At 75.1% G+C, this 21,192-nt stretch carries 22 protein-coding genes; 14 read left to right on the forward strand and 8 right to left on the reverse strand.

Annotated elements, in window-relative coordinates; all coding sequences use genetic code 11:
- The 3 genes from G8D98_RS12895 to G8D98_RS12905 all read left to right on the forward strand — a co-directional run.
- On the forward strand, window positions 1-1,341 hold a 1,341-nt coding region (locus G8D98_RS12895), incomplete at its 5' end, for an MFS transporter (protein ID WP_166104063.1).
- A gap of 76 nt (window positions 1,342-1,417) precedes the next feature.
- Complete coding sequence (locus tag G8D98_RS12900; RefSeq protein WP_166104066.1) at window positions 1,418-1,576, forward strand: hypothetical protein; 159 nt, start codon at window positions 1,418-1,420, stop codon at window positions 1,574-1,576.
- Window positions 1,573-2,022, forward strand: coding sequence for a hypothetical protein (locus G8D98_RS12905; protein WP_166104069.1), 450 nt, complete (start codon window positions 1,573-1,575; stop codon window positions 2,020-2,022). Before G8D98_RS12900 ends, G8D98_RS12905 begins: the two co-directional genes overlap by 4 nt.
- 13 nt (window positions 2,023-2,035) lie before the next feature.
- Here G8D98_RS12905 and G8D98_RS12910 read toward each other — a convergent pair whose 3' ends face one another.
- Complete coding sequence (locus tag G8D98_RS12910) at window positions 2,036-2,908, reverse strand: SDR family oxidoreductase (RefSeq protein WP_166104071.1); 873 nt, start codon at window positions 2,906-2,908, stop codon at window positions 2,036-2,038.
- A gap of 210 nt (window positions 2,909-3,118) precedes the next feature.
- On the opposite strand from G8D98_RS12910, the gene G8D98_RS12915 reads away from it, so the two are divergent.
- The gene (locus tag G8D98_RS12915; RefSeq protein WP_205859782.1) at window positions 3,119-4,102 is read left to right on the forward strand and encodes an LLM class F420-dependent oxidoreductase; all 984 of its coding nucleotides are present in this window, start codon (window positions 3,119-3,121) and stop codon (window positions 4,100-4,102) included.
- Window positions 4,103-4,122: 20 nt separating this feature from the next.
- Here G8D98_RS12915 and G8D98_RS12920 read toward each other — a convergent pair whose 3' ends face one another.
- Window positions 4,123-5,070 carry a DUF808 domain-containing protein gene (locus G8D98_RS12920; RefSeq protein WP_166104074.1) on the reverse strand — a complete coding sequence of 316 codons (948 nt, stop codon included), beginning with the start codon at window positions 5,068-5,070 and terminating at the stop codon, window positions 4,123-4,125.
- Window positions 5,071-5,165: 95 nt separating this feature from the next.
- A complete protein-coding gene (locus tag G8D98_RS12925; protein WP_166104077.1) occupies window positions 5,166-5,429 on the reverse strand; it encodes a DUF2795 domain-containing protein in 264 nt (87 codons plus the stop codon).
- A gap of 219 nt (window positions 5,430-5,648) precedes the next feature.
- Here G8D98_RS12925 and G8D98_RS12930 point away from each other — a divergent pair, with 219 nt between their 5' ends.
- Both G8D98_RS12930 and G8D98_RS12935 read left to right on the forward strand, forming a co-directional pair.
- The gene (locus tag G8D98_RS12930) at window positions 5,649-6,476 is read left to right on the forward strand and encodes a sigma-70 family RNA polymerase sigma factor (RefSeq protein WP_166104079.1); all 828 of its coding nucleotides are present in this window, start codon (window positions 5,649-5,651) and stop codon (window positions 6,474-6,476) included.
- Window positions 6,477-6,522: 46 nt separating this feature from the next.
- The gene (locus tag G8D98_RS12935) at window positions 6,523-7,875 is read left to right on the forward strand and encodes a serine hydrolase domain-containing protein (protein WP_166104082.1); all 1,353 of its coding nucleotides are present in this window, start codon (window positions 6,523-6,525) and stop codon (window positions 7,873-7,875) included.
- 3 nt (window positions 7,876-7,878) lie between these two features.
- Here the strand turns inward: G8D98_RS12935 and G8D98_RS15375 are convergent, their stop codons facing one another.
- The 3 genes from G8D98_RS15375 to G8D98_RS12950 form a co-directional block, all read right to left on the reverse strand.
- Window positions 7,879-8,505 carry a DUF2510 domain-containing protein gene (locus G8D98_RS15375; protein ID WP_205859783.1) on the reverse strand — a complete coding sequence of 209 codons (627 nt, stop codon included), beginning with the start codon at window positions 8,503-8,505 and terminating at the stop codon, window positions 7,879-7,881.
- 108 nt (window positions 8,506-8,613) lie between these two features.
- On the reverse strand, window positions 8,614-9,954 hold the full coding sequence (locus G8D98_RS12945) for a 6-phospho-beta-glucosidase (RefSeq protein ID WP_166104084.1): 1,341 nt from the start codon (window positions 9,952-9,954) through the stop codon (window positions 8,614-8,616).
- Window positions 9,951-10,712, reverse strand: a complete 762-nt coding sequence (locus tag G8D98_RS12950) for a DeoR/GlpR family DNA-binding transcription regulator (RefSeq protein ID WP_166104087.1) — start codon at window positions 10,710-10,712, stop codon at window positions 9,951-9,953. The genes G8D98_RS12945 and G8D98_RS12950 overlap by 4 nt, the downstream gene beginning before the upstream one ends.
- Before the next feature lie 127 nt (window positions 10,713-10,839).
- On the opposite strand from G8D98_RS12950, the gene G8D98_RS12955 reads away from it, so the two are divergent.
- The 6 genes from G8D98_RS12955 (at window position 10,840) to G8D98_RS12980 (ending at window position 17,840) form a co-directional block, all read left to right on the forward strand.
- A complete protein-coding gene (locus tag G8D98_RS12955; protein WP_229661975.1) occupies window positions 10,840-11,979 on the forward strand; it encodes a carbohydrate kinase family protein in 1,140 nt (379 codons plus the stop codon).
- A gap of 77 nt (window positions 11,980-12,056) precedes the next feature.
- Complete coding sequence (locus G8D98_RS12960; RefSeq protein WP_166104092.1) at window positions 12,057-12,584, forward strand: metallophosphoesterase family protein; 528 nt, start codon at window positions 12,057-12,059, stop codon at window positions 12,582-12,584.
- 98 nt (window positions 12,585-12,682) lie between these two features.
- Window positions 12,683-13,885 (forward strand): sensor histidine kinase, encoded by a 1,203-nt coding sequence (locus G8D98_RS12965; protein WP_166104095.1) that lies wholly within the window; start codon window positions 12,683-12,685, stop codon window positions 13,883-13,885.
- Window positions 13,882-14,574, forward strand: a complete 693-nt coding sequence (locus G8D98_RS12970; RefSeq protein ID WP_166104098.1) for a response regulator transcription factor — start codon at window positions 13,882-13,884, stop codon at window positions 14,572-14,574. The genes G8D98_RS12965 and G8D98_RS12970 overlap by 4 nt, the downstream gene beginning before the upstream one ends.
- Window positions 14,575-14,640: 66 nt before the next feature.
- Window positions 14,641-15,402, forward strand: coding sequence for an ABC transporter ATP-binding protein (locus G8D98_RS12975; protein ID WP_166104101.1), 762 nt, complete (start codon window positions 14,641-14,643; stop codon window positions 15,400-15,402).
- Window positions 15,399-17,840 carry an ABC transporter permease gene (locus tag G8D98_RS12980; protein ID WP_166104104.1) on the forward strand — a complete coding sequence of 814 codons (2,442 nt, stop codon included), beginning with the start codon at window positions 15,399-15,401 and terminating at the stop codon, window positions 17,838-17,840. The genes G8D98_RS12975 and G8D98_RS12980 overlap by 4 nt, the downstream gene beginning before the upstream one ends.
- Before the next feature lie 45 nt (window positions 17,841-17,885).
- Here G8D98_RS12980 and G8D98_RS12985 read toward each other — a convergent pair whose 3' ends face one another.
- Window positions 17,886-18,836, reverse strand: a complete 951-nt coding sequence (locus tag G8D98_RS12985; protein ID WP_166104106.1) for a helix-turn-helix transcriptional regulator — start codon at window positions 18,834-18,836, stop codon at window positions 17,886-17,888.
- Between the two features lie 64 nt (window positions 18,837-18,900).
- Here G8D98_RS12985 and G8D98_RS12990 point away from each other — a divergent pair, with 64 nt between their 5' ends.
- Window positions 18,901-19,476 carry a dienelactone hydrolase family protein gene (locus G8D98_RS12990; RefSeq protein WP_229661978.1) on the forward strand — a complete coding sequence of 192 codons (576 nt, stop codon included), beginning with the start codon at window positions 18,901-18,903 and terminating at the stop codon, window positions 19,474-19,476.
- Window positions 19,477-19,764: 288 nt separating this feature from the next.
- Complete coding sequence (locus G8D98_RS12995; RefSeq protein ID WP_166104112.1) at window positions 19,765-20,343, forward strand: phosphotransferase; 579 nt, start codon at window positions 19,765-19,767, stop codon at window positions 20,341-20,343.
- Between the two features lie 146 nt (window positions 20,344-20,489).
- Here the strand turns inward: G8D98_RS12995 and G8D98_RS13000 are convergent, their stop codons facing one another.
- Window positions 20,490-21,056, reverse strand: coding sequence for a DUF7010 family protein (locus tag G8D98_RS13000; RefSeq protein ID WP_166104114.1), 567 nt, complete (start codon window positions 21,054-21,056; stop codon window positions 20,490-20,492).
- Between the last annotated feature and the right edge of the window lie 136 nt (window positions 21,057-21,192).

A 21,192-nucleotide genomic window follows, 5' to 3' on the forward strand; every position in this document is an offset into this window, starting at 1 on the left:
GGCGCCGGTCTCCGGGCCGTCGGCCGCGGCGGCGCCGCCTCGGCCCGGCTGCTCGGCCGCGGCAGCCGCGCCGTCGGGGTCCGCTTCCGCCGGTTCGCGAGCGCCGACGGCGCGGCGGACACCGGGCTCTCCCGGCTCACCGAGCTGCACGCGGTCAACGTCGCGGGCGACGCCGCGGTCACGGTCTCCCTCGCGGGCACGGTGTTCGCGATGCCGACCGACGAGGCGCGCGGCCGGGTGGCCCTCTTCCTCCTGCTGACGATGGCCCCGTTCGTCCTGCTCGCGCCGCTCATCGGGCCGCTGCTCGACCGCTTCCGGCACGGGCGGCGCTGGGCGCTCGGCACCACGCTGGCGACCCGCGGGTTCCTCGCGTGGGTGCTCGCCTCGGCCGTCGTCGACGACAGCCCGTGGCTCTTCCCCGCGGCACTCGGCTGCCTCGTCGCGTCGCGGTCCTACGCGGTGGCGCGGGCCGCCGCAGTGCCCCGGCTGCTGCCTCGCGGCATCACGCTGGTCACCGCCAACTCCCGGCTGAACATCGCCGGCATCATCGGGATGAGCACCGGCGGGGGCGTGGCCGGTGCCGCCTCCCGGCTCGGCCCGGAATGGTCACTGCGGGTGGCCTTCGTCGTCTTCGTCGTCGCCACCGTGCTGTCGATCCGGCTGCCGGCCCGGGTGGACTCCTCGGTCGGCGAGGTCGACGTCGACGGCACGCCCGTGGGCGAGGAGCCGCTCGACGAGCCCGAGCGCGGGGCGCGCCGGATGCGCGCGCTGCCGGTCTCGGTGCGCTACGTCCTGTGGCTGACGACCGGGGCCCGGATGCTCTCGGGCTTCCTCACCCTCTTCCTCATGTTCCTCATGCGCGAGCACCCGCTGCCGGGGTGGAGCGGGCCGCTGGTCCTCGCCTGCGTCGTCGGCACGGCGGGCGTGGGCAACGCGACGGGCTCGCTCATCGGCAACCGCCGGCACACGCCGGCGCCGGAGCTCATGGCGAGTGCGGTCGCCGGGGTCGCCGTGGTGGTCGCGCTCGTCACCGCCCTGCTCTACTCGTTCTGGGCGCTGCTGCTCGTCGGGCTCGTCGCGGGGCTGTACGGCCAGCTCGCCAAGCTGTGCCTCGACGCGCTCATCCAGCGCGACGTCGCCGACCTGGTCCGGGCGCGGGTGTTCTCGTGGTCGGAGACCATCCTCCAGGGGTTCTGGGTCCTCGGCGGCTCGATCGGCATCCTCGTCCCGCTGCAGCCGACCCTCGGCTTCTCGGTCATCACCGTGGTCGTCGTCCTCGCGGCGCTCGTCGCCCTGCGCTCGCGCCGCACGGCCCGCTCGGTGCCCCCGCTGCGGGTCTGACCGGGCCGACTTGATACCCCACGGGGTATCCGGCTAGCATCGGCTCCACCCGACTCCCCGACCCCGGAGGTGCTCCATGTGCTCCCCCATCCGCTGCCACTCGTGCGGCAAGACGACGTGGGCCGGCTGCGGCATGCACGTCGACCTCGTCATGGCCGGCGTCGCCCCCGAGCAGCGGTGCACGTGCCGTGACGACGCAGCGGGCGGGCCCGCTGCCGGCACCGGGCACCGGTGACCCACCCGGCGCCGGGCCTCGACCTCGGGGCGCCGCCCCGGGTCGAGGCCCTCTCGGCGCTGCCGGGCGCCGGGCGGCGGGCCACCCCCACGTGGACGCCCGCCCGGCTCCTGGCGCTCGCGCTGCTCGCCCCGCTCCTCACGTGGGGGCTCGCCGACGCGCTGCCCCCGGCGTTCGCGCCGAGCGTCGCGGGCTGGGGCCTGCTCGCCGTGGCGGGCCTGGCCAGCGCCGCGACGCTCGCGACCTACCTGCCGCGCAGCTGGCCGCCACGGCTGCACCGGCCCGGCGCGCCCTGCGCGGCCGGCGGGCTCGTCCTGCTCGTGGTCGCCTGGCTCACGGCCGGGGTCTCGGTCTCGACGGCGGCCCTGGCCCCCGTCGCGCTGCTCGCCCTCGGCGCGCTCGGACAGCGCCTGCTCACGGCCGGGGCGTGCGCGCCGCCGCGCTGAGCTCCCGGCCGGCTCAGCCGGCGGAGAGCGCCTCCTCGACGGCCGCGCGCAGGGGAGTGGCCGGCCGGCCGAGCAGCCGCTCCAGGTCCTCGGTGGGCACGAGCAGCTCGCCCGCGGCGATGCCACGGTCGACGTCGGCGAACACGGCGTCCATCGGTGCCGGCACGCCGGCGTCGGCGAGGATCCCCCGCAGCGCCTCGACCGCCACGTCGGTGTAGGCGACCTGCTCGCCGATGACCGCGGAGACCGCCTCGGCGATCTCCGGCATCGTGACCGCCGGCCCGCCCAGCTCGTAGACCTTCCCCGCGTGGCCCTCACCGGTCAGGGCCGCGGCAGCGGCCTCGGCGTACTCCCGGCGCAGCGCGAGCGACACCCGTCCCTCCCCCGCCGCCCCGACCATGCCGTGCTCGCGGTAGGTCGCGACCTGGGCGGTGTAGTTCTCGACGTACCAGGCGTTGCGCAGGACGACCGACGGCACCGCGGAGGCCTCGAGCAGCTCCTCGGTCTCCCGGTGGTCGGCCATGAGCAGGACCGAGGAGGTGTCGGCGTGCGGGCCGGAGGTGTAGCCGAGCAGCTCGACCCCCGCGTCGGCCGCCGCCTCGATGGCGATGCGGTGCTGCTCGACCCGGCCCGGGTCGGTACCGGAGACGAGCAGGACCCGGTCGACGCCCTCGAGCGCGGAGCGCACGGCCCCGGCGTCGTCGCGCTCGACGGGCAGGACCCGAACCCCCTGCCCGGCGAGGTCCTCGAGGCGCTCGACGGCACGCCCGGTCGCGACGACCCGGCCCGGCTCCACCCCGCGCTGGAGGAGGTGCTCGACGGCGAGCCGGCCGAGATGTCCGGTGGCGCCGAGGACGGCGATGGTGGGCTGGTCGGTGGTGGGCATGGGAGGTCCTTCCTCGTCGGTGGTCACCGGGCACAACCGGCCGGTGGCCCCGACCCTTCCCGGCCGCCGCCGGCGAGCGAGGTTCGACGGCCTCCGGCCAGGCCACGCCCGTGGCGTTCGCTGAGGTGCTCGGCGGGGTAGGACCGCGTGGGGACCGGTCGCCGCCGTCCGGTCCCCCCGACCGCGACCCCGACCCCGAGGAGCACACCCGTGACCCGTTTCGGCTTCACCCTGATGACCGAGCAGAGCGGCCCCAAGGAGCTCGTCGACGCCGCCGTGCGCGCCGAGCAGGCCGGCTTCGACCTGCTCGTCTCGAGCGACCACTTCTCGCCGTGGCTCACCGAGCAGGGCCACGCCCCCTACGCGTGGACCGTCCTCGGCGCCGTCGCGCAGGTGACCTCGCGGGTCGAGCTCGCGACGTACATCACCTGCCCGACGATGCGCTACCACCCGGCCGTGGTCGCCCAGAAGGCCGCGACGCTGCAGATCCTCGCCGACGGGCGGTTCACCCTGGGCCTGGGCTCGGGCGAGAACCTCAACGAGCACGTCATCGGCGAGGGCTGGCCGGCGGTGACCCACCGCCAGGACATGCTCGCCGAGGCCATCGAGGTCATCCGTCGGCTGCACACCGGTGAGCTCGTGACCTTCCGCGGCGACTACTTCGACGTCGACTCCGCCCGCATCTGGGACCTGCCGGACGAGGGCGTCGACATCGCCGTCGCCGTGAGCGGCCGGGAGGGGATCGAGCGGTTCGGCCCGCTGGCCGACCACCTGATCGCCGTCGAGCCGGACGGCCAGGTGGTCGAGGACTGGAACGAGCTGGCGGGGTCGACGATCGGGTCGGGGGCCCGGGCCATCGGCCAGATCCCCGTCTGCTGGGACCCCTCCGAGCAGGCCGCGGTCACCCGGGCCCACGAGCAGTTCCGCTGGTTCGCGGGCGGGTGGAAGGTCAACGCCGACCTCCCGACGCCCCTGGGCTTCAGTGGCGCGACCCAGTTCGTGCGCGAGGAGGACGTCGCCGCCTCGATCCCCTGCGGGCCCGACCTGGACCACATCGTGGAGTCGGTCGCGCCGTTCTGGGAGGCCGGCTTCACCGACATCGCCCTCGTCCAGGTCGGCGGGGAGCACCAGACCCGCTTCCTCGAGGAGGTGGCCCCGGAGCTGCTCGAGCGGCTCCGGGCGGCCGCCGGCTGACCGCCCTCCGCCCGACCCGCTCAGGCGGGGTCGGCCGGTCCCCGGCGGGCCCGGTGGATGCCGAGCACGACGAGGACGACGAGCGCGCCGACGACGGCGCCCGCCACGCTCGAGGCGAAGGTCTCGACGAGCCACCCGAGCACCCCGCCGAGCGCGCCGGTCGCCTCGTGCACGGCGTCGGCCGCGTGGTGGACCACGCCGTACGGGCCGCTCCAGCCCAGCTCGTCGGCACCGACGAGGAGGATGTGCCCGCCCACCCAGAGCATGGCCACCACGCCGAGGGTGGAGAGTGCGGCGAGGACCCTGGGCATCGCCGTGACCAGGCCCTCGCCGACCCGCCGCACGGCGGGGGCCGAGCGCTCGGCCAGGTGCAGCCCGATGTCGTCCATCTTCACGATGAGCCCGACGACGCCGTAGACGAGGGCGGTGATGACCACGGCGACGACGACGAGCACGACCGCGCGGGTCCACAGCCCCTCGGACGCGACGTCGTCGAGGGCGATGACCATGATCTCCGCCGAGAGGATCAGGTCGGTCCGGATCGCCCCGGAGACCATCGACGCCTCCGCCTCGGGGCCGACCGCCGCGACCGGCTCGTCGTGCCCCGGCGCGTGCGCGAGCTTCTCCCAGACCTTCTCCGCACCCTCGTAGGCGAGGTAGGTCCCGCCGGCCATGAGGATCGGCGAGAGCAGCCACGGGAGGAGCTCGCTGAGGACCAGGGCCACCGGGAGGATGACGAGCAGCTTGTTGCGGACCGAGCCGACGGCGATCTTGCGGACGATCGGCAGCTCCCGCTCGGGCGTGACGCCGTGGACGTAGCGCGGGGTCACCGCGGTGTCGTCGACGACCACCCCGGCCGCCTTCGCGCTCGCGCGCCCGGCGGCCGCGCCGACGTCGTCGACCGAGGCGGCGGCGAGCTTGGCGATGGCGGCGATGTCGTCGAGCAGCGCGACCAGGCCTGCGGCCATCGGGGCTCCTCCCGTCGGCGGGCCGCCGGCCCGCGGCCCGTGAACGACGAAGGCTACTGGGTCGGGCCGGGCGTTGCCCCCGCCGCGGCCGGGGCTCACCCGTCGAGGGCGTGGGCCTCCTCCTCGACGCGCACGATGTCGGCGCAGACCTCGGCCATCGACGCGTACTCGCGTGTGCGGGTCAGCCGGGAGAGCCGGCAGCACAGCCGCGCCGGGACGCCACGGCCGATGCACGCGGCGATGAGGTCGTCCTGCCGGGTGGGGAAGGGGTGCTCCGCCAGGGCCACCCGCAGCCCGGCGAGGTCCGCGGCGAGTGTCGCCTCCGGGTCCGCGCCGCCCGCACCGTGCACCGTCGACATCCCCGTGACCTCCTCGTCCGTGGCGCCCCTGTCCCCGGGACGGCCGCCTCGACGTTACCCCGCCAACCTTCGACGAAACAGCCCCGCCGCCGGCTCCACGGTCCCGTGGGAGGACAGTGTCGGGGCCAGCAGGTAGCGTCGTCAGCGGTCCCCCGTTCGGGGGCCGTCGGTGGTTCAGCAGCGTGCCACCGGTCCACACCGAAGGACCGGAGGTACCCGATGACGACCCCTGCCCCTCCCGTGACGCCGCTGCCCTGCGCGCGCGCGACGCGCGACGTCGGGCGCGAGGACGTCCGGCGCTCCGACGAGCATCTCGAGCACCTCCTCGAGCAGCTGTATCGCTCGAGCGTGCCCGCCACCCGCGCGGCCCTGCTCGCCGACGTCGTGACCGCGACCCTGCCGCTCGCCGACTCGCTCGCCGCTCGCTACGCCGGGCGGGGTATCGAGGCCGACGACCTCGTCCAGGTGGCCCGCACCGCCCTCGTCGCGGCGGTCCACCGCTACCGACCCGGCGCCGGGCGGGGGTTCGTCGCCTACGCCGTGCCCTCGGTGCGCGGCGAGCTCAAGCGGCACTTCCGGGACGCCGGGTGGGCCGTACGCCCCCCACGCGCGGTCCAGGAGCTGCGCGCCGAGGTCGTCGCCGCCGAGGAGGAGCTGCGCCACCGCACCGGGCACGAGGCCACGGGCGCCGAGCTCGCGGCGGCCCTCGGCCGCACGGTCGAGGAGGTGCGCGGTGCCCGCGCCACGGCCTCGGCCTTCACCCCCGACTCGCTCGACGCCCTGCTGCCCGGCGGCAGCGCGGTCGGCGACCACCTCGCCTCGACCCGGGACGAGGCCGGCGAGATCGTGCTGCGGGCAGCCCTGCACGCGGAGATGGGGCGCCTCTCCCCGCGCGAACGGGTCATCCTGCGCCTGCGGTTCGTCGAGGAGCGCACCCAGAGCGAGATCGGGGAGGTCATCGGGGTCAGCCAGATGCAGGTCTCGCGACTGCTCGGCCAGCTGCTCACCCGCCTGCGCGAGCGCCTCGAGCCGGGGGCGGCCGCCTGAGCCCGGGTCCACGGTTCCGGGGGCGGTGGGCGGTACCGTCACCGCCATGCGTGTCCTCCGCCGGGTCCTCGCCCTGCTCCTCGTCGCGGCCGTCGTCGGCGCGGTCGTGGGCTACCGGCACTACCGGCCGCTGCTCGTCACGGGTACCGGGTACGCCGCGCACAACGCCTGTGCGGTCACCCTCGTCGCCGGGCGCGACGACCCCGAGGACGACCTGCCCCCCAACCCGCTCGTGCCGTACCTCACCGGGTACGTCAACCTCGCGGGCCACTCGGCGACCTCCGCCGTGGGGTGGCTGTTCGCGAAGCAGAAGGCCTGGTACTCACCGGGGTACGGCTGCACCGTGGCCACGGACCGTCCGGAGCAGGCGATCGCGCCCACGGCGGTCGACACCGAGGGCAACCCGCTCGCCGACGCGCCGACCCCCAAGGCCGGCAAGCGGCTGACCGCCGCCCTCGCGCGGGCGTTCGGCGACGACCTCGACGCCGACGCCCGTGAGGAGCTCGGTACCCGGGGGGTCGTCGTCGTCAAGGACGGCGAGCTGCTCGCCGAGCGGTACGCGGACGGCTTCGACGTGGACACCCCCCAGCTCGGCTGGTCGATGGCCAAGAGCGCGACGAACCTGCTCGTCGGGCGGTACGTCAGGGACCGCAAGCTCGACGTCTCGGCGGCGACCGTGCGCCCGGAGTGGACCGACGAGCGGGCGGACATCACCGTCGACCAGCTGATGCGCATGACGAGCGGGCTGCGGTGGGACGAGACCTACGACCTCGGCACCCCGATCACCGAGATGCTCTACGCCGAGCCGGACATGGCCGGCTTCGCCGCCTCACAGCCGCTGGCCCACCAGCCGGGCACCTACCAGCAGTACTCGAGCGGCTCGACGAACATCGTCTGCTCGTGGCTCGACGCACAGGCCGACGTCCCCGAGCGCGACTTCCCCCGGCGCAAGCTCTTCGCGCCGCTCGGGCTGTCCTCGGCCGTGTGGGAGGTGGACGCGAGCGGGACCCCGGTGTGCAGCTCGTACCTGTGGGCGACCCCACGCGACTGGGCCACCCTCGGTCAGTTCGCCCTCCAGGACGGGGTGTGGAACGGCAAGCGCCTCCTGCCGCACGGGTGGATGACCCGCTCGACGACGGTGACCAAGGTGGCGCAGACCGACGCCGACGGCTATGCCGCGGGGTGGTGGTCGAACACCCGCGCCGACGGCTCGCGGGTCGTCCGGGGCCTGCCGGCGGACGCCTACTGGGCCAGTGGCCACGACGGGCAGCGCCTGTACGTCGTGCCCTCCCAGCACCTCGTCGTCGTCCGCCTCGGGTTCTCCCCCGAGGTCGAGGCCGGGGACCTGCGGGCCGACGGCCTCGTCCACGACGTCATCGCCGCCACCCGCGGCCGGTAGGCCTCAGAACGTCGGCGTCACCGTCACCTCGGCGTCGTCGGGGACGTCCTCGAAGAGCGGGATGCAGGTCACCTCCACCGGCTGGGAGCCGCCGTCGGTGGACGCGGTGCACACCGTCTCGGCGCCGCCTTCGAAGGACATCGAGAAGATCCGCACGGCCTCGTCCTCGTCGGTCGTGTCGAGCGTCGCGGTCATCCCCTCGACGTCACGGCCGAGGCTGCCGTCCGCGAGGCTCCACCCCGCGTCGACCGAGACGCCCGGCAGCTCGAAGCCCTCGCCCACGGTGACGACGACCGGGTCGCCGCCCTCCGCCAGACCGGAGGGGAACGAGGTCGAGGTCGGCAGGGCCGAACGGACGTCGTCGACAGCGGAGTCGACCCCTCGGGCGATGAGGGCGACGACGACGGCGACGGCGACGACCAGGGCGACGACGCCGACGACGGCGGCGACCAGGCACCCCTTGGCCACGCCGCTCATCCCCTGGCGCGGGGGCGTCGCCCCTGCCGGGGCGCCCGGCGCGGGGACCGGCGGGGTCGGCTGCGGGTCGCGGACGTGGTCGGTCCACTGCTGCCCGTCCCACCAGCGGTCGCGGCCGTCGGGCTGACGGTGCCATCCGGGGGGTGCGCTCACGGCCATCTCCTCCTCGAGGCCGGGGCTCCGGCCGGGTCGGGGACAGGCTATGCCAGGGAAGGGACGGGCGCCTCGGCCGAACGACCGGGTGCGCCGTGGGTGGCGACCTCAGCGGGCGAAGACCGCCTCGACCGCGGGGATGCGGGCCCGGTAGCCGGTGAGCAGCTCGCGGGCCACGGTGACCGAGTCCACGAGGGGGTGCAGCGCGAAGGCCTGCACGGCCCGGCGCTCGGAGCCGGTCAGGGCCGCCTCGATGACGAGCCGCTCGACGGCCTTGACCTGCTGGACGAGCCCGAGCGGATGCCCGGTGAGCGGGGGCAGGGGGTGGGGGCGGGGGCCGGCGGCGTCGACCGTGCAGGGGACCTCGACGACGGCGTCGTCCGGCAGCCCCGGGACCGTCCCCCCGGCCGGCACGTTGAGGATGAGCTCGGCCGGCTCACCCCGCGCGATGGCGGCCATGATGGCCAGCGCCACCCCCTCGTAGCCTCCGCCGTGCACGTCCGCCTCGGCCCGCGCCTCACCGTCGTCCCGGGCCTCGCGCATGTACGTGGCGTTGCGCTCCGTCCGCACCCGGTCCCACTCCGCGAGGGCTCCCCGGCGGTCGCCGCCCACGGCCGCGTAGAACCTGCGCTGCTGGTCCAGCAGGTACTCGCCGCGGGTGTGGGGCGCGGTGGTGATCGAGCGGACGGCGTCCCGGGTGAAGTAGTAGTAGTAGAGGTACTCGTTGGGGACCATGCCGAGGCTGCGCACCCAGTCCGGCCCGAACAGCCGGCCCTCCTCCATCGCCGCGAGACCACCGTCGTCGGCGATCAGGTCGGGCAGCACGTCACGGCCCTCGTGCCACAGGCCGCGCAGCCACCCGAGGTGGTTCAGGCCCACGTAGTCGACACGCGTCGCGGACGGGTCGACCCCGAGGGTCGCGGCGGCCCGTCGGGCCAGCCCGATCGGGCTGTCGCAGATGCCGACGACCCGCGGGCCGAGCACGGACTGCATCGCCTCGGTGATCATCCCCGCCGGGTTCGTGAAGTTGATGACCCAGGCGTCCGGCGCGAGGGCCGCGACCCGGCGCGCGACGTCGACGGCGACCGGGACGGTGCGCAGCCCGTAGGAGAGGCCCCCCGGGCCGGTGGTCTCCTGGCCGAGCAGCCCGAGGTCGAGGGCGACCCGCTCGTCGGCCACCCGGCCCTCCAGGCCCCCCACCCGGACGGCGGAGAAGACGAACTCGCTGCCCTCGAGGGCGGTGTCCAGGTCTGTCGTCGCGTGGACGACCGGGGCGTCCTCGTGCCCGTCCGCGAGCTCGGCGAGGACCCGGCGGACGGTCGCCAGGCGGCGCTCGTCGACGTCGTGCAGCCAGACCTCGGACACCCGCCGCTCGTGCCGGTCGCGCAGCAGCGCCCCGTAGACCAGGGGGGTGCGAAAGCCGCCGCCACCGAGCATCGCGAGCCTCACGCGAGCACCACCGAGGTCCCCGCCGCGCGGCAGGCCGCGAGCGTCGGTGGGTCCGCGCCCTCGTTGGTCACGAGGACGTCGACCGCGCCCGCGTGGCAGACGCGCAGCGAACCGGTCCCGGGCAGCTTGTGCCGGTCGACGAGCAGGACCGAGGTGTCGGCCGCCTCGAGCAGGGCGCGCTTGACCGGTACCTCGACGGCGGTCGTGTCGAGCACGGTCCCGTCGGCGCGCACCCCGCTCGCGCCGAGGAAGACGCGGCGGCCGCGGACCTGGCGCAGCGCGTCCTCGGTCAGCGAGCCGACGAGCGAGTGGTAGGTCCGGCGCACCACCCCGCCGAGGAGGATGAGCTCGACCTCCTCGTCCTCGCGCAGGACGTCGAGAACGGCCAGGCTCGCCGTGACGACGGTGACCGGCCGACCGCGCAGCTCACGCGCCAGCAGCATCGTCGTCGTCCCGATGTCGAGGACGACACAGTCACCGTCCTCGACCATGCCCGCGGCGCGCCGGACAACGGCGGTCTTGTCGGCGGCGTGGTCGGCCGCCACCTCGTCGAAGCCGTGGACGGCGTCGGGGTCGAGCGCCGCCGGGGTGACCGCGCCGCCGTGGACCCGGCGCAGCTGCCCGAGGCGCTCCAGGTCGATCAGGTCGCGGCGCACGGTCGCCAGGCTGACGCCGTAGAGGTCGGCGAGCTCGTCGGTCGAGGCCGTGCCCTGGGCGCGCAGGCGACCCACGATGGACCGCTGCCGAGCCGCACGCATGGTGCCACCATAACGAGCACCGTGAGACAGCGCATGACGACAAATGACGCTTTCTCGTCGTTGTCTGGTTGTCGGGGCCCGCCGACGGGTGCATGCTGGCGACACCCGACGGACAGGATCCTTCACCGTGCCCTCCCCGACGTTCGACCCACTCGCCGAGATCCGGGACGACGACGACCCCGAGCTCGACGTCTTCGTCTGGGGGACGGTTTTCCTCGACATCATCATGACCGGGCTCGAGGCCCTGCCCGCCGGCGGCGAGGAGGTCTGGGCCGACGGCATGGGCTCCTGCCCGGGAGGCATCGCCAACCTCGCCGTCGCGGCCCGCCGCCTCGGCCTGCGCACGTCGCTGTCGGCGGCCTTCGGCGACGACGCCTACGGCGACTTCTGCTGGGAGACCCTGGCCACCGAGGAGCACGTCGACCTCAGCCGCTCGCGCCGCTTCGAGGGGTGGCACTCACCGGTCACCGTCTCGATGGCCGTCGCCCGCGACCGTGGGATGGTCAGCCACGGGCACGCCCCGCCCCTCGACGCCGCCGCCCTCGTCGGGACACCGCCGCGCGCGCGTGCCGTGATGGCCGACCTGGCCCCGGACCGGCCCCTGCTCGGCGAGGCCGAGCCGACGTGGGTCGAGCAGGCCAGGGCGGGGGGCGCCCTCGTCTTCGCCGACGTCGGGTGGGACCCGAGCGGTCGCTGGCCCCGGGACGTGCTCGACCAGCTCTCCGCCTGCGACGCCTTCCTGCCCAACGCCACCGAGGCCATGGCCTACACGCGGACCCGCACCCCCACCGAGGCCCTCTACGCCCTGGCCGACCTCGTCCCCCTCGCGGTCGTCACCAACGGCGCCGAGGGCGCGCTGGCCATCGACTCCCACACCGGTGAGGAGGCGGTCACGCCCGCCGTCCGGGTCGAGGCCCTCGATCCCACCGGTGCCGGCGACGTCTTCGGAGCCGCCGTCGTCGTCGGCACGCTCGCCGGCTGGCCGTTGCCGCAGCGGCTGGCCTTCGCCTCGCTGTGCTCCGCCCTGGCCGTCCAGCACTTCGGCGGCTCGCTGGCGGCCCCGGGCTGGGGCGACATCGCCGACTGGTGGCACCACGTGCGCGACGGGTCCGAGAGCGACAGCTACCACCGCTCGCTGCGCCGTCGGTACGGCTTCCTCGACGACCTCGTGCACGGAGTGCCGGTGGGCGCCGAGCGCCGGGCCACCGCGACCATCGCCCGCCATGTCGACGTCGAGGGGTTCCCACCCGTCGACGACCCCCGCTGAGGTCTCCGGGCGTCAGTCCCCGTCGCGAAGCTCGAGGGCGCCGCGAACGAGCAGCCCGGGCGCGCGAGGAGCCCCCGATGGCGTGCGAGGGTGGGGCGGTGAGCGGCACCCACGTCCTCCTCATGAGCGACACCCACCTGCCCCGGCGCGCCAAGGACCTCCCGGCGCCGCTGTGGGCCGCCACCGAGACCGCCGACCTCGTCGTGCACGCCGGGGACTGGGTCGACGAGGCGACCCTGGACCGGCTCACCGAGCGCAGCCGGGCGCTGCTCGCGTGCTGGGGCAACAACGACGGGGCACCGCTGCGGGCGCGCCTGCCCGAGGTGGCCCGTGCCGAGGTCGAGGGGGTGCGGGTCGCCGTCGTCCACGAGACCGGGGCGCGCCGGCGCCGGGAGGAGCGGATGCGCGCCGCGTACCCGGACGCCGACCTGCTCGTGTTCGGGCACAGCCACATCCCGTGGGACACCGAGCACGCCGGGCTGCGGCTGCTCAACCCCGGCTCCCCGACCGACCGCCGCCGTCAGCCGGACTTCACCTGGATGACGTTGCGGCTGCACGCCGGCGGGGTACACGACGTCCGGTTGCACCGCCTGCCTCCGCGCTGAGCCCCGCGCCCGGACCGGCCCCGAACCGCCGAGGACCGCGGCAGCGCATCCGACCGTGGTCTGATGTGGCCTCGGGCGTCTCTCCCTACGCTGGGCGGGTGACCCTGCAGGCCCTCACCGGCTGGCCCCGCCGCCACCCGCTCGTCGTCGACAGCATCGTGGCGGGCCTGCTCTTCCTGCTCCTCGGCGCGCCCGCGGTCACGGGTCTCCGGCACGGCGTGACGTCGGCCGGCCCGGTCGAGGTCGCCGTCGCGTCGGCGATGACGCTCGTCCTCGCGCTGCGGCGGCGGCACCCGGTGCTCACCTTCACCGTCGTCTCGCTCGCCTGCCTCCTCCAGGCCCTCTCCTGGCCGGACGCCCTGCCCTCCGACCTCGCCTTCCCCGTCGCCACGTATGCCATCGCGGCCTATGCGCGCGACGCCTGGCCGCGCCGGGCGGCCCTCGGTGTGGCCGTCCTCGGCGGGGTCGTCGCCGCCGTGCGCTGGGGCGCAGACCTCGGGGCGGCCACTGTCATCTCGGCCACCTTCACCGGCGGCGTCGCCGTCGTGTCCTGGATCGCCGGCGACCTCATCCGCCGACGCCGCGCGCTCGTCGCCCGGCTCGCCGACCAGAACGCCGCCCTGCTGCGTGAGCGCGACCAGCGCGAGCAGCTCGCCGCCCAGCGCGAGCGCTCCCGGATCGCCCGGGACATGCACGACGTCGTGGCCCACGGGCTGTCGGTCATCGTCGTCCAGGCCGACGGCGCCGCCTACGCGGCCCGCCACGCCCCCGCATGGGAGCGCGGCCAGGCCGCCGAGACCCTGGAGACGCTCGCGGCCACCGCCCGCTCGGCACTGACCGAGACGCGTCACCTCGTCGGCATGCTGCGCCGCGACGAGGCTGCGGGAGCCGAGGACTACACCCCGGTGGCCGGGGTGGAGGACCTCACCCTCCTCGTCGAGCGGCTGCGTGAGGCGGGGCTCGAGGTCAGGCTCGACCTCGACGGTGAGGCTCCGGCCCCCACCGACACCTCGCTCGCGGCCTACCGGATCGCGCAGGAGTCGCTGACCAACGTCCTCAAGCACGGCGGGCCCGGGACCCGGGCCACGGTCCGCCTCCGCCGTACCAACGCGGGGCTCGAGCTCGAGGTGACCGACGACGGGCGCGGCGCGGCAGCTGACCCCGCGGCCGAGCCGGGCAGCGGGCTCGTCGGCATGCGCGAGCGTGCGGTCGCCGTCGGCGGGACGCTCGAGACCGGTCCGCGGCCGGAGGGCGGCTACCGGGTGCGCGCCCTGCTCCCGACGGCGGGGACCCCGTCGTGACGAGTGCACCGGTCCGTCTCGTCCTCGTCGACGACCAGGAGCTCGTGCGTGCCGGCTTCCGAATGGTGCTCGACACCCAGGAAGACCTCGAGGTCGTCGGCGAGGCGGCCGACGGTGAGCAGGCCCTGGACCTGCTCGCCCGCACCCGGGCGGATGTCGTCCTCATGGACATCCGGATGCCGCGGATGGACGGCGTCACGGCGACGCGGCGGCTGCTGGACCGCCCCGGCCCCTCCCCTCGGGTGCTCGTCCTGACCACCTTCGACCTCGACGAGTACGTCTACGCCGCGCTACGCGCGGGCGCCTCCGGCTTCCTCCTGAAGGACTGTGGCCCCGAGGAGCTGCTCGCCGCGGTCCGTGCGGTCGAGCACGGCGACTCCGTCCTCGCCCCGAGCGCCACCCGGCGTCTCCTCGAGCACGTCGTCGACCGGCTGCCCGACACCGAGAGCGGGCGGGACGGGGCCCGCCGGGCGGCGCTGGCCCCGCTTACCCCCCGCGAGCTCGAGGTCCTCGCCGCCGTCGGCGAGGGCCTGAGCAACGGGGAGATCGCCGCCGCTCTCTTCCTCGCCGAGGCCACGGTCAAGACCCACATCGGGCACATCCTCGGCAAGCTCCAGCTGCGCGACCGGGTCCAGATGGTCATCCTCGCCTACGAGAGTGGCCTGGTCGAGGTACGACCACGGTCGTAGCCGGCGGCCCCAGCTCGGCACCGTGGGCCGACGCGAGCAGCGACCACCGGCCGCGAGGGTGGGGACATGACCCCGCCAGCAGCGCCCACCCCCACCGCCACCGCAGCCGCCCGTGCCGTGGGGCTCGTCAAGGAGTACGGGGCCGGGCAGGAGGCCGTACGCGCCCTCGACGGCGTCGACGTCGCCTTCGCCGCCGGCGAGTTCACCGCGATCATGGGGGCCTCGGGCTCGGGCAAGTCGACCCTCATGCACCTCCTCGCGGGGCTCGACGCTCCCACCTGCGGCCAGGTCTTCCTCGGCGACACCGACCTGACCCGGCTCTCGGACCGCGAGCTGGCGCTCCTGCGCCGGCGCCGGGTCGGCTTCGTCTTCCAGGCCTTCAACCTCCTGCCGATGCTCACGGCGCGACAGAACATCACCCTCCCCCTCAAGCTCGCGGGCCGCACCGTGGAGCGCGCGTGGCTGAACCAGGTGGCCGGCACGCTCGGGCTGACCGAGCGGCTCGACCACCGCCCGAGCGAGCTCTCCGGCGGGCAGCAGCAGCGGGTCGCGATGGCCCGGGCCCTGGTCACCCACCCGGACGTGCTCTTCGCCGACGAGCCCACGGGGGCGTTGGACTCTCACACGAGCGGCGAGATGCTCGCCTTCCTGCGCCGGTCGGTGCGCGAGTTCGGCCAGACCGTCGTCATGGTCACCCACGACCCGGCGGCCGCGTCCGCCGCCGACCGCGTCGTCCTGCTGCGGGACGGCAGGCTCGTCGGTGACCTGACGGGTGCCTCCCGCGAGGACCTCCTCGACGCGATGGGCGCGCTGGGGGCGACGGCGTGACAGAGCTCGTCCTCGCCACTCTGCGCAGCCAGGCGCGCCGGTACCTCGGGCCCGGCCTGGCGGTCGTGCTCGGCGTCGCCTTCGTCGCGACCACCCTCGTCCTGAGCGCGACGGTGACCGCGAGCGTGCGGGCCGCACTCGCCGGCGACCTGGGGCGCTGGTCGGCGGTCGCGACCCCTGCCGCGGGGTCGGCCGGACGGACGGCAACCCTGCCCGAGGGGACCCTCGGCCGGGTCCGCGCCCTGCCCGAGGCCGCCCGGGTGGACCCCGTCCGACGCGGTGTCCTCGCGCCGATCGCCGGGTCCGGGGTCCTCGTCGTCAGCACACCCCCGGCCGCCGGCGGGCCGGCCCGGCTCAGCGCCGGGCGCGCCCCCACCCGTCGCGGTGAGGTGGCGCTGTCCGCGGAGTCCGCGAGCGCCCTCAACCTCGGCCTGGGCGACCGGTTCACCGCCGGGCGGGTGGAAGCAACCGTCGTCGGGCTCGTCGACACCTCGGGCGACCCCTCGCTCTCGGGCTCGGGCGCCGTCTTCGGGGTGGCCGAGGAGGTCACCGCGCTCACCGGGGCCAAGGGGTGGGACGAGCTGCGGGTCGACGGCACGCCGGGGACCTCACCGGCGGCGGTCGTCACCGCCGTCCAGGGGGCCCTCGGGTCGTCGGCATCCGTGCGCAGCGGGAACGAGGCGGCCGACGAGGCCGTCGCCCGGATGACCGGCGGGCGCAACGTGCTCACGATCTTCCTGCTCGCCTTCGCGGCGGTGTCGCTGCTCGTCTCGGCAATCGTCATCGCCACGACCTTCTCGGTTCTCCTGGCCCGGCGCGCCCGCGAGACCGCCCTGCTGCGCGCCGTGGGTGCCACCCGCTCCCAGGTGCTCCGGGCCGCGCTGCTCGAGGCGGCCGCCCTGGGACTGCTCGGCGCGCTCGGTGGCGTGGCCCTCGGGGCGGCGGCCGCTCGAGGACTGGCTGCCGCGGCGTCCTCCGCCGGGCTGGGGATCCCGCTGACCTCCTTCGAGCTGCCCCTCTCGGCCGTGCTCGTCCCGACGGCCGTGGGCGTCCTCGTCACGGTGCTCGCAGCCCTCCTCCCCGTCGCCAGGTCTGCGCGCATCTCTCCGATGGCTGCCCTCCGCCCGGCTCCCGCGCCGCACACGGGCACGCGCCCGGGGCGGCTGCGCGTACGCACCGGCCTGCTCCTGGGGGTGGCCGGCGCGGCCCTGCTCGTCGCCGGAGCCGTGGTGGGGGTGCTGCCGGTCGCGGTCCTCGGCGGGGCGGCGAGCTTCCTCGGGGTGCTCCTCGTCGGCACGGTGCTCCTGCCCCCGCTGGCCCGCCTGCTGGGGGCCGTGCCCGCGCGGACCGCCGGGGTGCCGGGTGCGATGGCGGTGGAGAACACCGTCCGGCAGCCCGGCAGGGCGGCGGCGACGGCCTCCGCCCTGCTCGTCGGGGTCACCCTGATCGTCATGATGTCGGTCGGGGCCGCGACCGCCGAACGCTCGATCACGGCCTCGCTGGACGAGCGCTATCCGGTCGACGTCGCGGTGACCGCGGTCGCCGACCTCCCGGCTGCGACCGTGCAGCACGTGAGCTCGCTCGAGGGCGTCGCCCGCAGCGTGGCCCTCCCTGGTCTCGACGCGCGCGTCGGCTCCGGCGCCGTGGTCGAGGTGCTCGCCCTCCCGCCCGAGGTGGGGGACGTCGTCCGGGGTGGCGCCGTCGGCGCACCGGCGCCGGGGAGGCTGATGGTCTCGGCCCAGGCCGCCGAGGCGCAAGGCCTGGGTGACGGGGAACCCACCACCCTGGTCGCCGACGGTCGCCGGGTTCCCGTCACCGTCGAGGTCTCGGACACCAGCCCGACCCCGTTCGCCGTCGCGGTGGAGACCCTCCACCGCCTCGCCCCCGGGGCGGGCACCCGCGCCGTCCTCGTCCGCCTCGACGCCGAGGCCGACGCGGGAGCCGTCGTGGCCCAGACGCAAGGGCTGGTCGCGTCGGACGGCGCGACCGTGGCCGGCGGGGCACCGGCGCGGGCCGACCTCGAGCGGCTCGTCGCGACCTCCCTCGCCGTCGTCACCGCCCTGCTCGCGGTCTCGGTCGTCATCGCCGTCGTCGGCATCGGCACCTCGTTGTCCCTCTCGGTCATCGAACGCACGCGCGAGCTCGGTCTGCTGCGGGCCCTCGGCCTGACCCGCGGGCAGCTCGCCGGCATGCTCGCGGGCGAGAGCGTCCTGCTCGCCGCCGTCGCCACCGTCCTCGGGAGCGCCCTCGGCATCGCCTACGGCATCGCGGGCCCGATGAGCCTGTTCGGGGACGCGGTCGTGGTGCTCCCCGACGTGCCCTGGGGCCGGCTGGCGCTGGTCGGGCTCGGTGCCGTGGCCTGCGGGCTGCTCGCCTCGGTGCTCCCGGCCCGGCGGGCGACCCGGGTGGCTCCGGTGGCGGCCCTCGCCGAGGAGTAGGACGGGGCCGGCGGCCGGACGCGGTGTGGTCAGGGCCTGGGGGCGTCAGGTCGAGGCGGCCGCCAGCCGCCGCGACAGGTCCGCGACCGCCGCGCGCAGCTCGGGCCCGCGCACGACGGTCCAGGGCGCGCGGAGGGTCGCCAGGGCGCACGCGTAGTCGTGGAGGTTGCTCGTCGTGCCGACGAGCCGGGTCGAGTGCTCGTCGACCTCCTCGAGCCGGCCGAGGGTGCGCGGCAGCCCGCCGAGCTCGGCCCGGGGCGCGGCGATGACCACCTCGGTCGGGTACTCCCAGCCCACCGCGAGGTGCTCCTCGAGCGCGGCCACCGGGTCGAGCCCGTCGGGCGGATCGAAGGGGATGGCCAGCTCCCGGACCCCTCGGATCCGGTCGACGCGGTAGGTACGGACCGTCGCCTCGCCGAGGGTCCGGCACAGCAGGTACCACCGGCCGTGGCGGACGACGACGGCCCACGGCTCGAGCTGCGTCGTGAACTCGCGTCCGCTCTCGGAGCGGTACTGCACGGCGACGCAGCGTCGCTCGCTGCGCGCCCGCACGAGGGCGACCGTCGTCGACGGGTCGGGGCGTGCGGCGCCGCGGTCGGGGGCCGCGGCCGTGGTCCGGCGCACGACGTCGGCCTGGTCGGCGACGTGCTGGGGCATCGCGCGCAGCAGCTTGGCGACGGCCACCGCGACCGGGTCGTCGGCGTCGGCCGTCGGGTGGTGGCCGTCGAGGACGGCCATGACGAGGCCGAGCGCCTCGGCGCTGCTGAAGACCAGCGGGGGCAGCCGGGTGCCACGACCGAGCCGGTACCCGCCGGCCGGCCCGCGCAGCGACTCCACGGGGATCTCCGCCTCCCGCAGGATGCCGACGTAGCGGCGCACCGCCCGGGTGGACACCCCGAGGCGCTGGGCGAGGCGCTGCGCGGAGATACCCGGGGCATCCTGGATCGCCTCCATGGTGATGAGTGCCCGCGCGGCCGGGCCGGTGTCGGGTCGCACCCGGCCATCGTCATCCCGGACGCCTTCCGTCCGCAACCACTCCTATGGTCGCGGAGTGACCGAGATGCTGCTGTTCCACCACGTCCAAGGCCGCACCGCGGGCGTCCTCGCGCTGGCCGACTCCCTGCGCGCCGCGGGCCACACCGTGCACACGCCGGACCTGTTCGACGGGCAGGTGTTCGCGACCATCGAGGAGGGCGCCGCCTTCGTCGACTCGGTCGGCGTCGAGGAGCTGCAGGCCCGGGCGCTGGCCTGCGCGGAGGCGCTCGGCGCCCCTGCGGACCCGCTCGTCGTCGCCGGCATCTCCTTCGGGGTGATGCCCGCGCTCGCGCTGGCGGTGAGCAACCCGCGGGTCCGCGGCGCGCTGCTCTACGAGGGGTTCGCCGACCCGTCGTACTTCGGCACCTGGCGTGAGGGGATCGCCCTCCAGGTGCACGGCATGGCCGACGACCCGTTCTTCGGCGCCGAGGGCGACCTCGACGCCGCGCGCACGTTCGTCGAGGGCCGGCCGGAGGCAGAGCTGTTCGTCTATCCCGGGCGGGTCCACCTCTTCCTCGACAGCTCGCTGCCCCAGCACGACGCCGACGCGGCCCGGCTGGTGCTCGAGCGCTCCCTCGCGCTGCTCGCCCGCCTCGGGTGAGTGGAGCCCACCGGACACCACGGGCCTCACGGTCGTCACCCGTGGCCGGGTGGTGGCAGGACTGCGGCACTGAACCGACCGGACGAGGACCGCTGCGCGGCGGAAGGACGCAAGTGCGGACCGTCCGGGCGCTCCGTGCCCCAAGACGTGCTCCCGGACACGTTCCGCTTTCGTGCCTCCAGACCTGTCGGCGGCGACACCTTCAGCAAACCTGGCATAGCCGCGGGCGGCATCGACCAAGACGGATTCCGACTTCCCACCGTCCTACGAACCCTCGACGGGGCCTGGGTGGCCGACGGCTGGGGCGCCGTCACCATGATCCCCGGGTCGCCTGTCACCGGGAGCCAGGCGGACTGGGCGATAGTCCTCGCGGCGGGTCGAGCCTTGCACGACGCAACCGCGCACCTACCGCGCCCACCGTTCCTCGAGGCGCGCACCGACGCGTGGGCTCGCGCCGACCGGGCGACCTGGGGCTCCCATCCGATCGATGTTCCGGCCGATCTGTCCGAACTGGTCTCACGGCTGCGTGAGGCTTTCGCTCCACTGGGCCCCGACCAGCTGATCCATGGTGACCTCACCAACAATGTGCTCGTCGCCAAGGGCGCATCGCCAGGGATCATCGACTTCTCGCCGTACTGGCGGTCCCCGCAGTACGCGAAAGGAGTCGTCGTGGCCGACGCCCTCTGCTGGCACGCCGCACCACCAGACCTACGCCTGAGCCTGGAGGTTCCCCTCTCGGCAGTCGCGCGCGGCCTGCACTTCAGACTGCTCACCTCCATCGAGATGAACACACGCTCAGAACCGGCCATACGGATACGGGAAGACCTGAATCGCTACCAGCTCGTCATGGACGCGATCGGGCTCTAACCTTGGTCGACTCGCGGTGGAAAGGGCTACGTCAAAGATCGTTCGCGGTTGGGTCGAGAGCCTCGCGGACTCTAGGGGCCGGCGCCGAGTACGAGACTGGGTGGGTCCGCTCCGTGACATCTAGGACCGCAATGCAGCGGCCGCCTTCAGCCAAGCAACGCCACGAGGGCGGCGCCGAGGAGGCACAGCCCGACGACGCCGAACACTAACCAGACGTCGCGATCTGAAACGTCATCACGGCGGGTGGTGACCCGCAGCGTGACCGGGATCGCGACGGCGAGGACGCCCGCGAGTACGTAGTACAGGGGTGTCCGGTAGAGCCAGGAGTACGGAACGAAGTGCACGGCGGTGACGACGGCCATGACGAGACTCGATGCCAGCCAGCGCCGGGTCGCCACCAGGACGATGACGAGGGGCAGCGCGGCCACCTGCGACACGGCAAGCACCACGACGAGCTCGGTCAGGATCGGGTCCTTCGGAGGGGCGCCGACATTCGTCAGCGCCTGCAGCCCGAACGCCAGCGGCAGGGCCACGACACCCTGGAACAGCACCGCGTAGGCGCCGACACGAGGCCCCCGGGTCCGCCAGAGCCAGGCGGCGACAACCCAGGTCAGTCCGTACGCCAGGAGAAACGCGAATCCGAGCCGCTCGACCGCTCCCGGCCGTAGCAGCTCTTCGTCAAGGTCCGACCCCACCCCGAGGACCGTCCCCACCCGCCCGTGGCCATCTGGCCACGGTAGTCGGGCTCAGCACCGGTCCAGGTCTTCGAGGGCGGGCATATGCTTCAGCGCGCCAGTCAGGTTGCAGACCGGAGACGGACGCGCCGCTTCCCAGGCACGCTCGCGGCAA

The organism is Phycicoccus endophyticus, assembly GCF_011326735.1.
In the GTDB taxonomy this organism is placed as follows: Bacteria; Actinomycetota; Actinomycetes; order Actinomycetales; family Dermatophilaceae; genus Phycicoccus; species Phycicoccus endophyticus.

Bases quoted from the DNA above. Each gene is read 5' to 3' on its own strand.
- G8D98_RS12925 (WP_166104077.1), bottom strand. From the start codon at position 5,429: ATGTCGACGGTGCACGGTGCGGGCGGCGCGGACCCGGAGGCGACACTC.
- G8D98_RS12950 (WP_166104087.1), bottom strand. From the start codon at position 10,712: ATGCGTGCGGCTCGGCAGCGGTCCATCGTGGGTCGCCTGCGCGCCCAG.
- G8D98_RS12960 (WP_166104092.1), top strand. From the start codon at position 12,057: ATGGCGTGCGAGGGTGGGGCGGTGAGCGGCACCCACGTCCTCCTCATG.
- G8D98_RS12975 (WP_166104101.1), top strand. From the start codon at position 14,641: ATGACCCCGCCAGCAGCGCCCACCCCCACCGCCACCGCAGCCGCCCGT.
- G8D98_RS12990 (WP_229661978.1), top strand. From the start codon at position 18,901: ATGCTGCTGTTCCACCACGTCCAAGGCCGCACCGCGGGCGTCCTCGCG.
- G8D98_RS12935 (WP_166104082.1), top strand. From the start codon at position 6,523: ATGCGTGTCCTCCGCCGGGTCCTCGCCCTGCTCCTCGTCGCGGCCGTC.
- G8D98_RS12930 (WP_166104079.1), top strand. From the start codon at position 5,649: ATGACGACCCCTGCCCCTCCCGTGACGCCGCTGCCCTGCGCGCGCGCG.
- G8D98_RS12900 (WP_166104066.1), top strand. From the start codon at position 1,418: ATGTGCTCCCCCATCCGCTGCCACTCGTGCGGCAAGACGACGTGGGCC.
- G8D98_RS12920 (WP_166104074.1), bottom strand. From the start codon at position 5,070: ATGGCCGCAGGCCTGGTCGCGCTGCTCGACGACATCGCCGCCATCGCC.
- G8D98_RS12910 (WP_166104071.1), bottom strand. From the start codon at position 2,908: ATGCCCACCACCGACCAGCCCACCATCGCCGTCCTCGGCGCCACCGGA.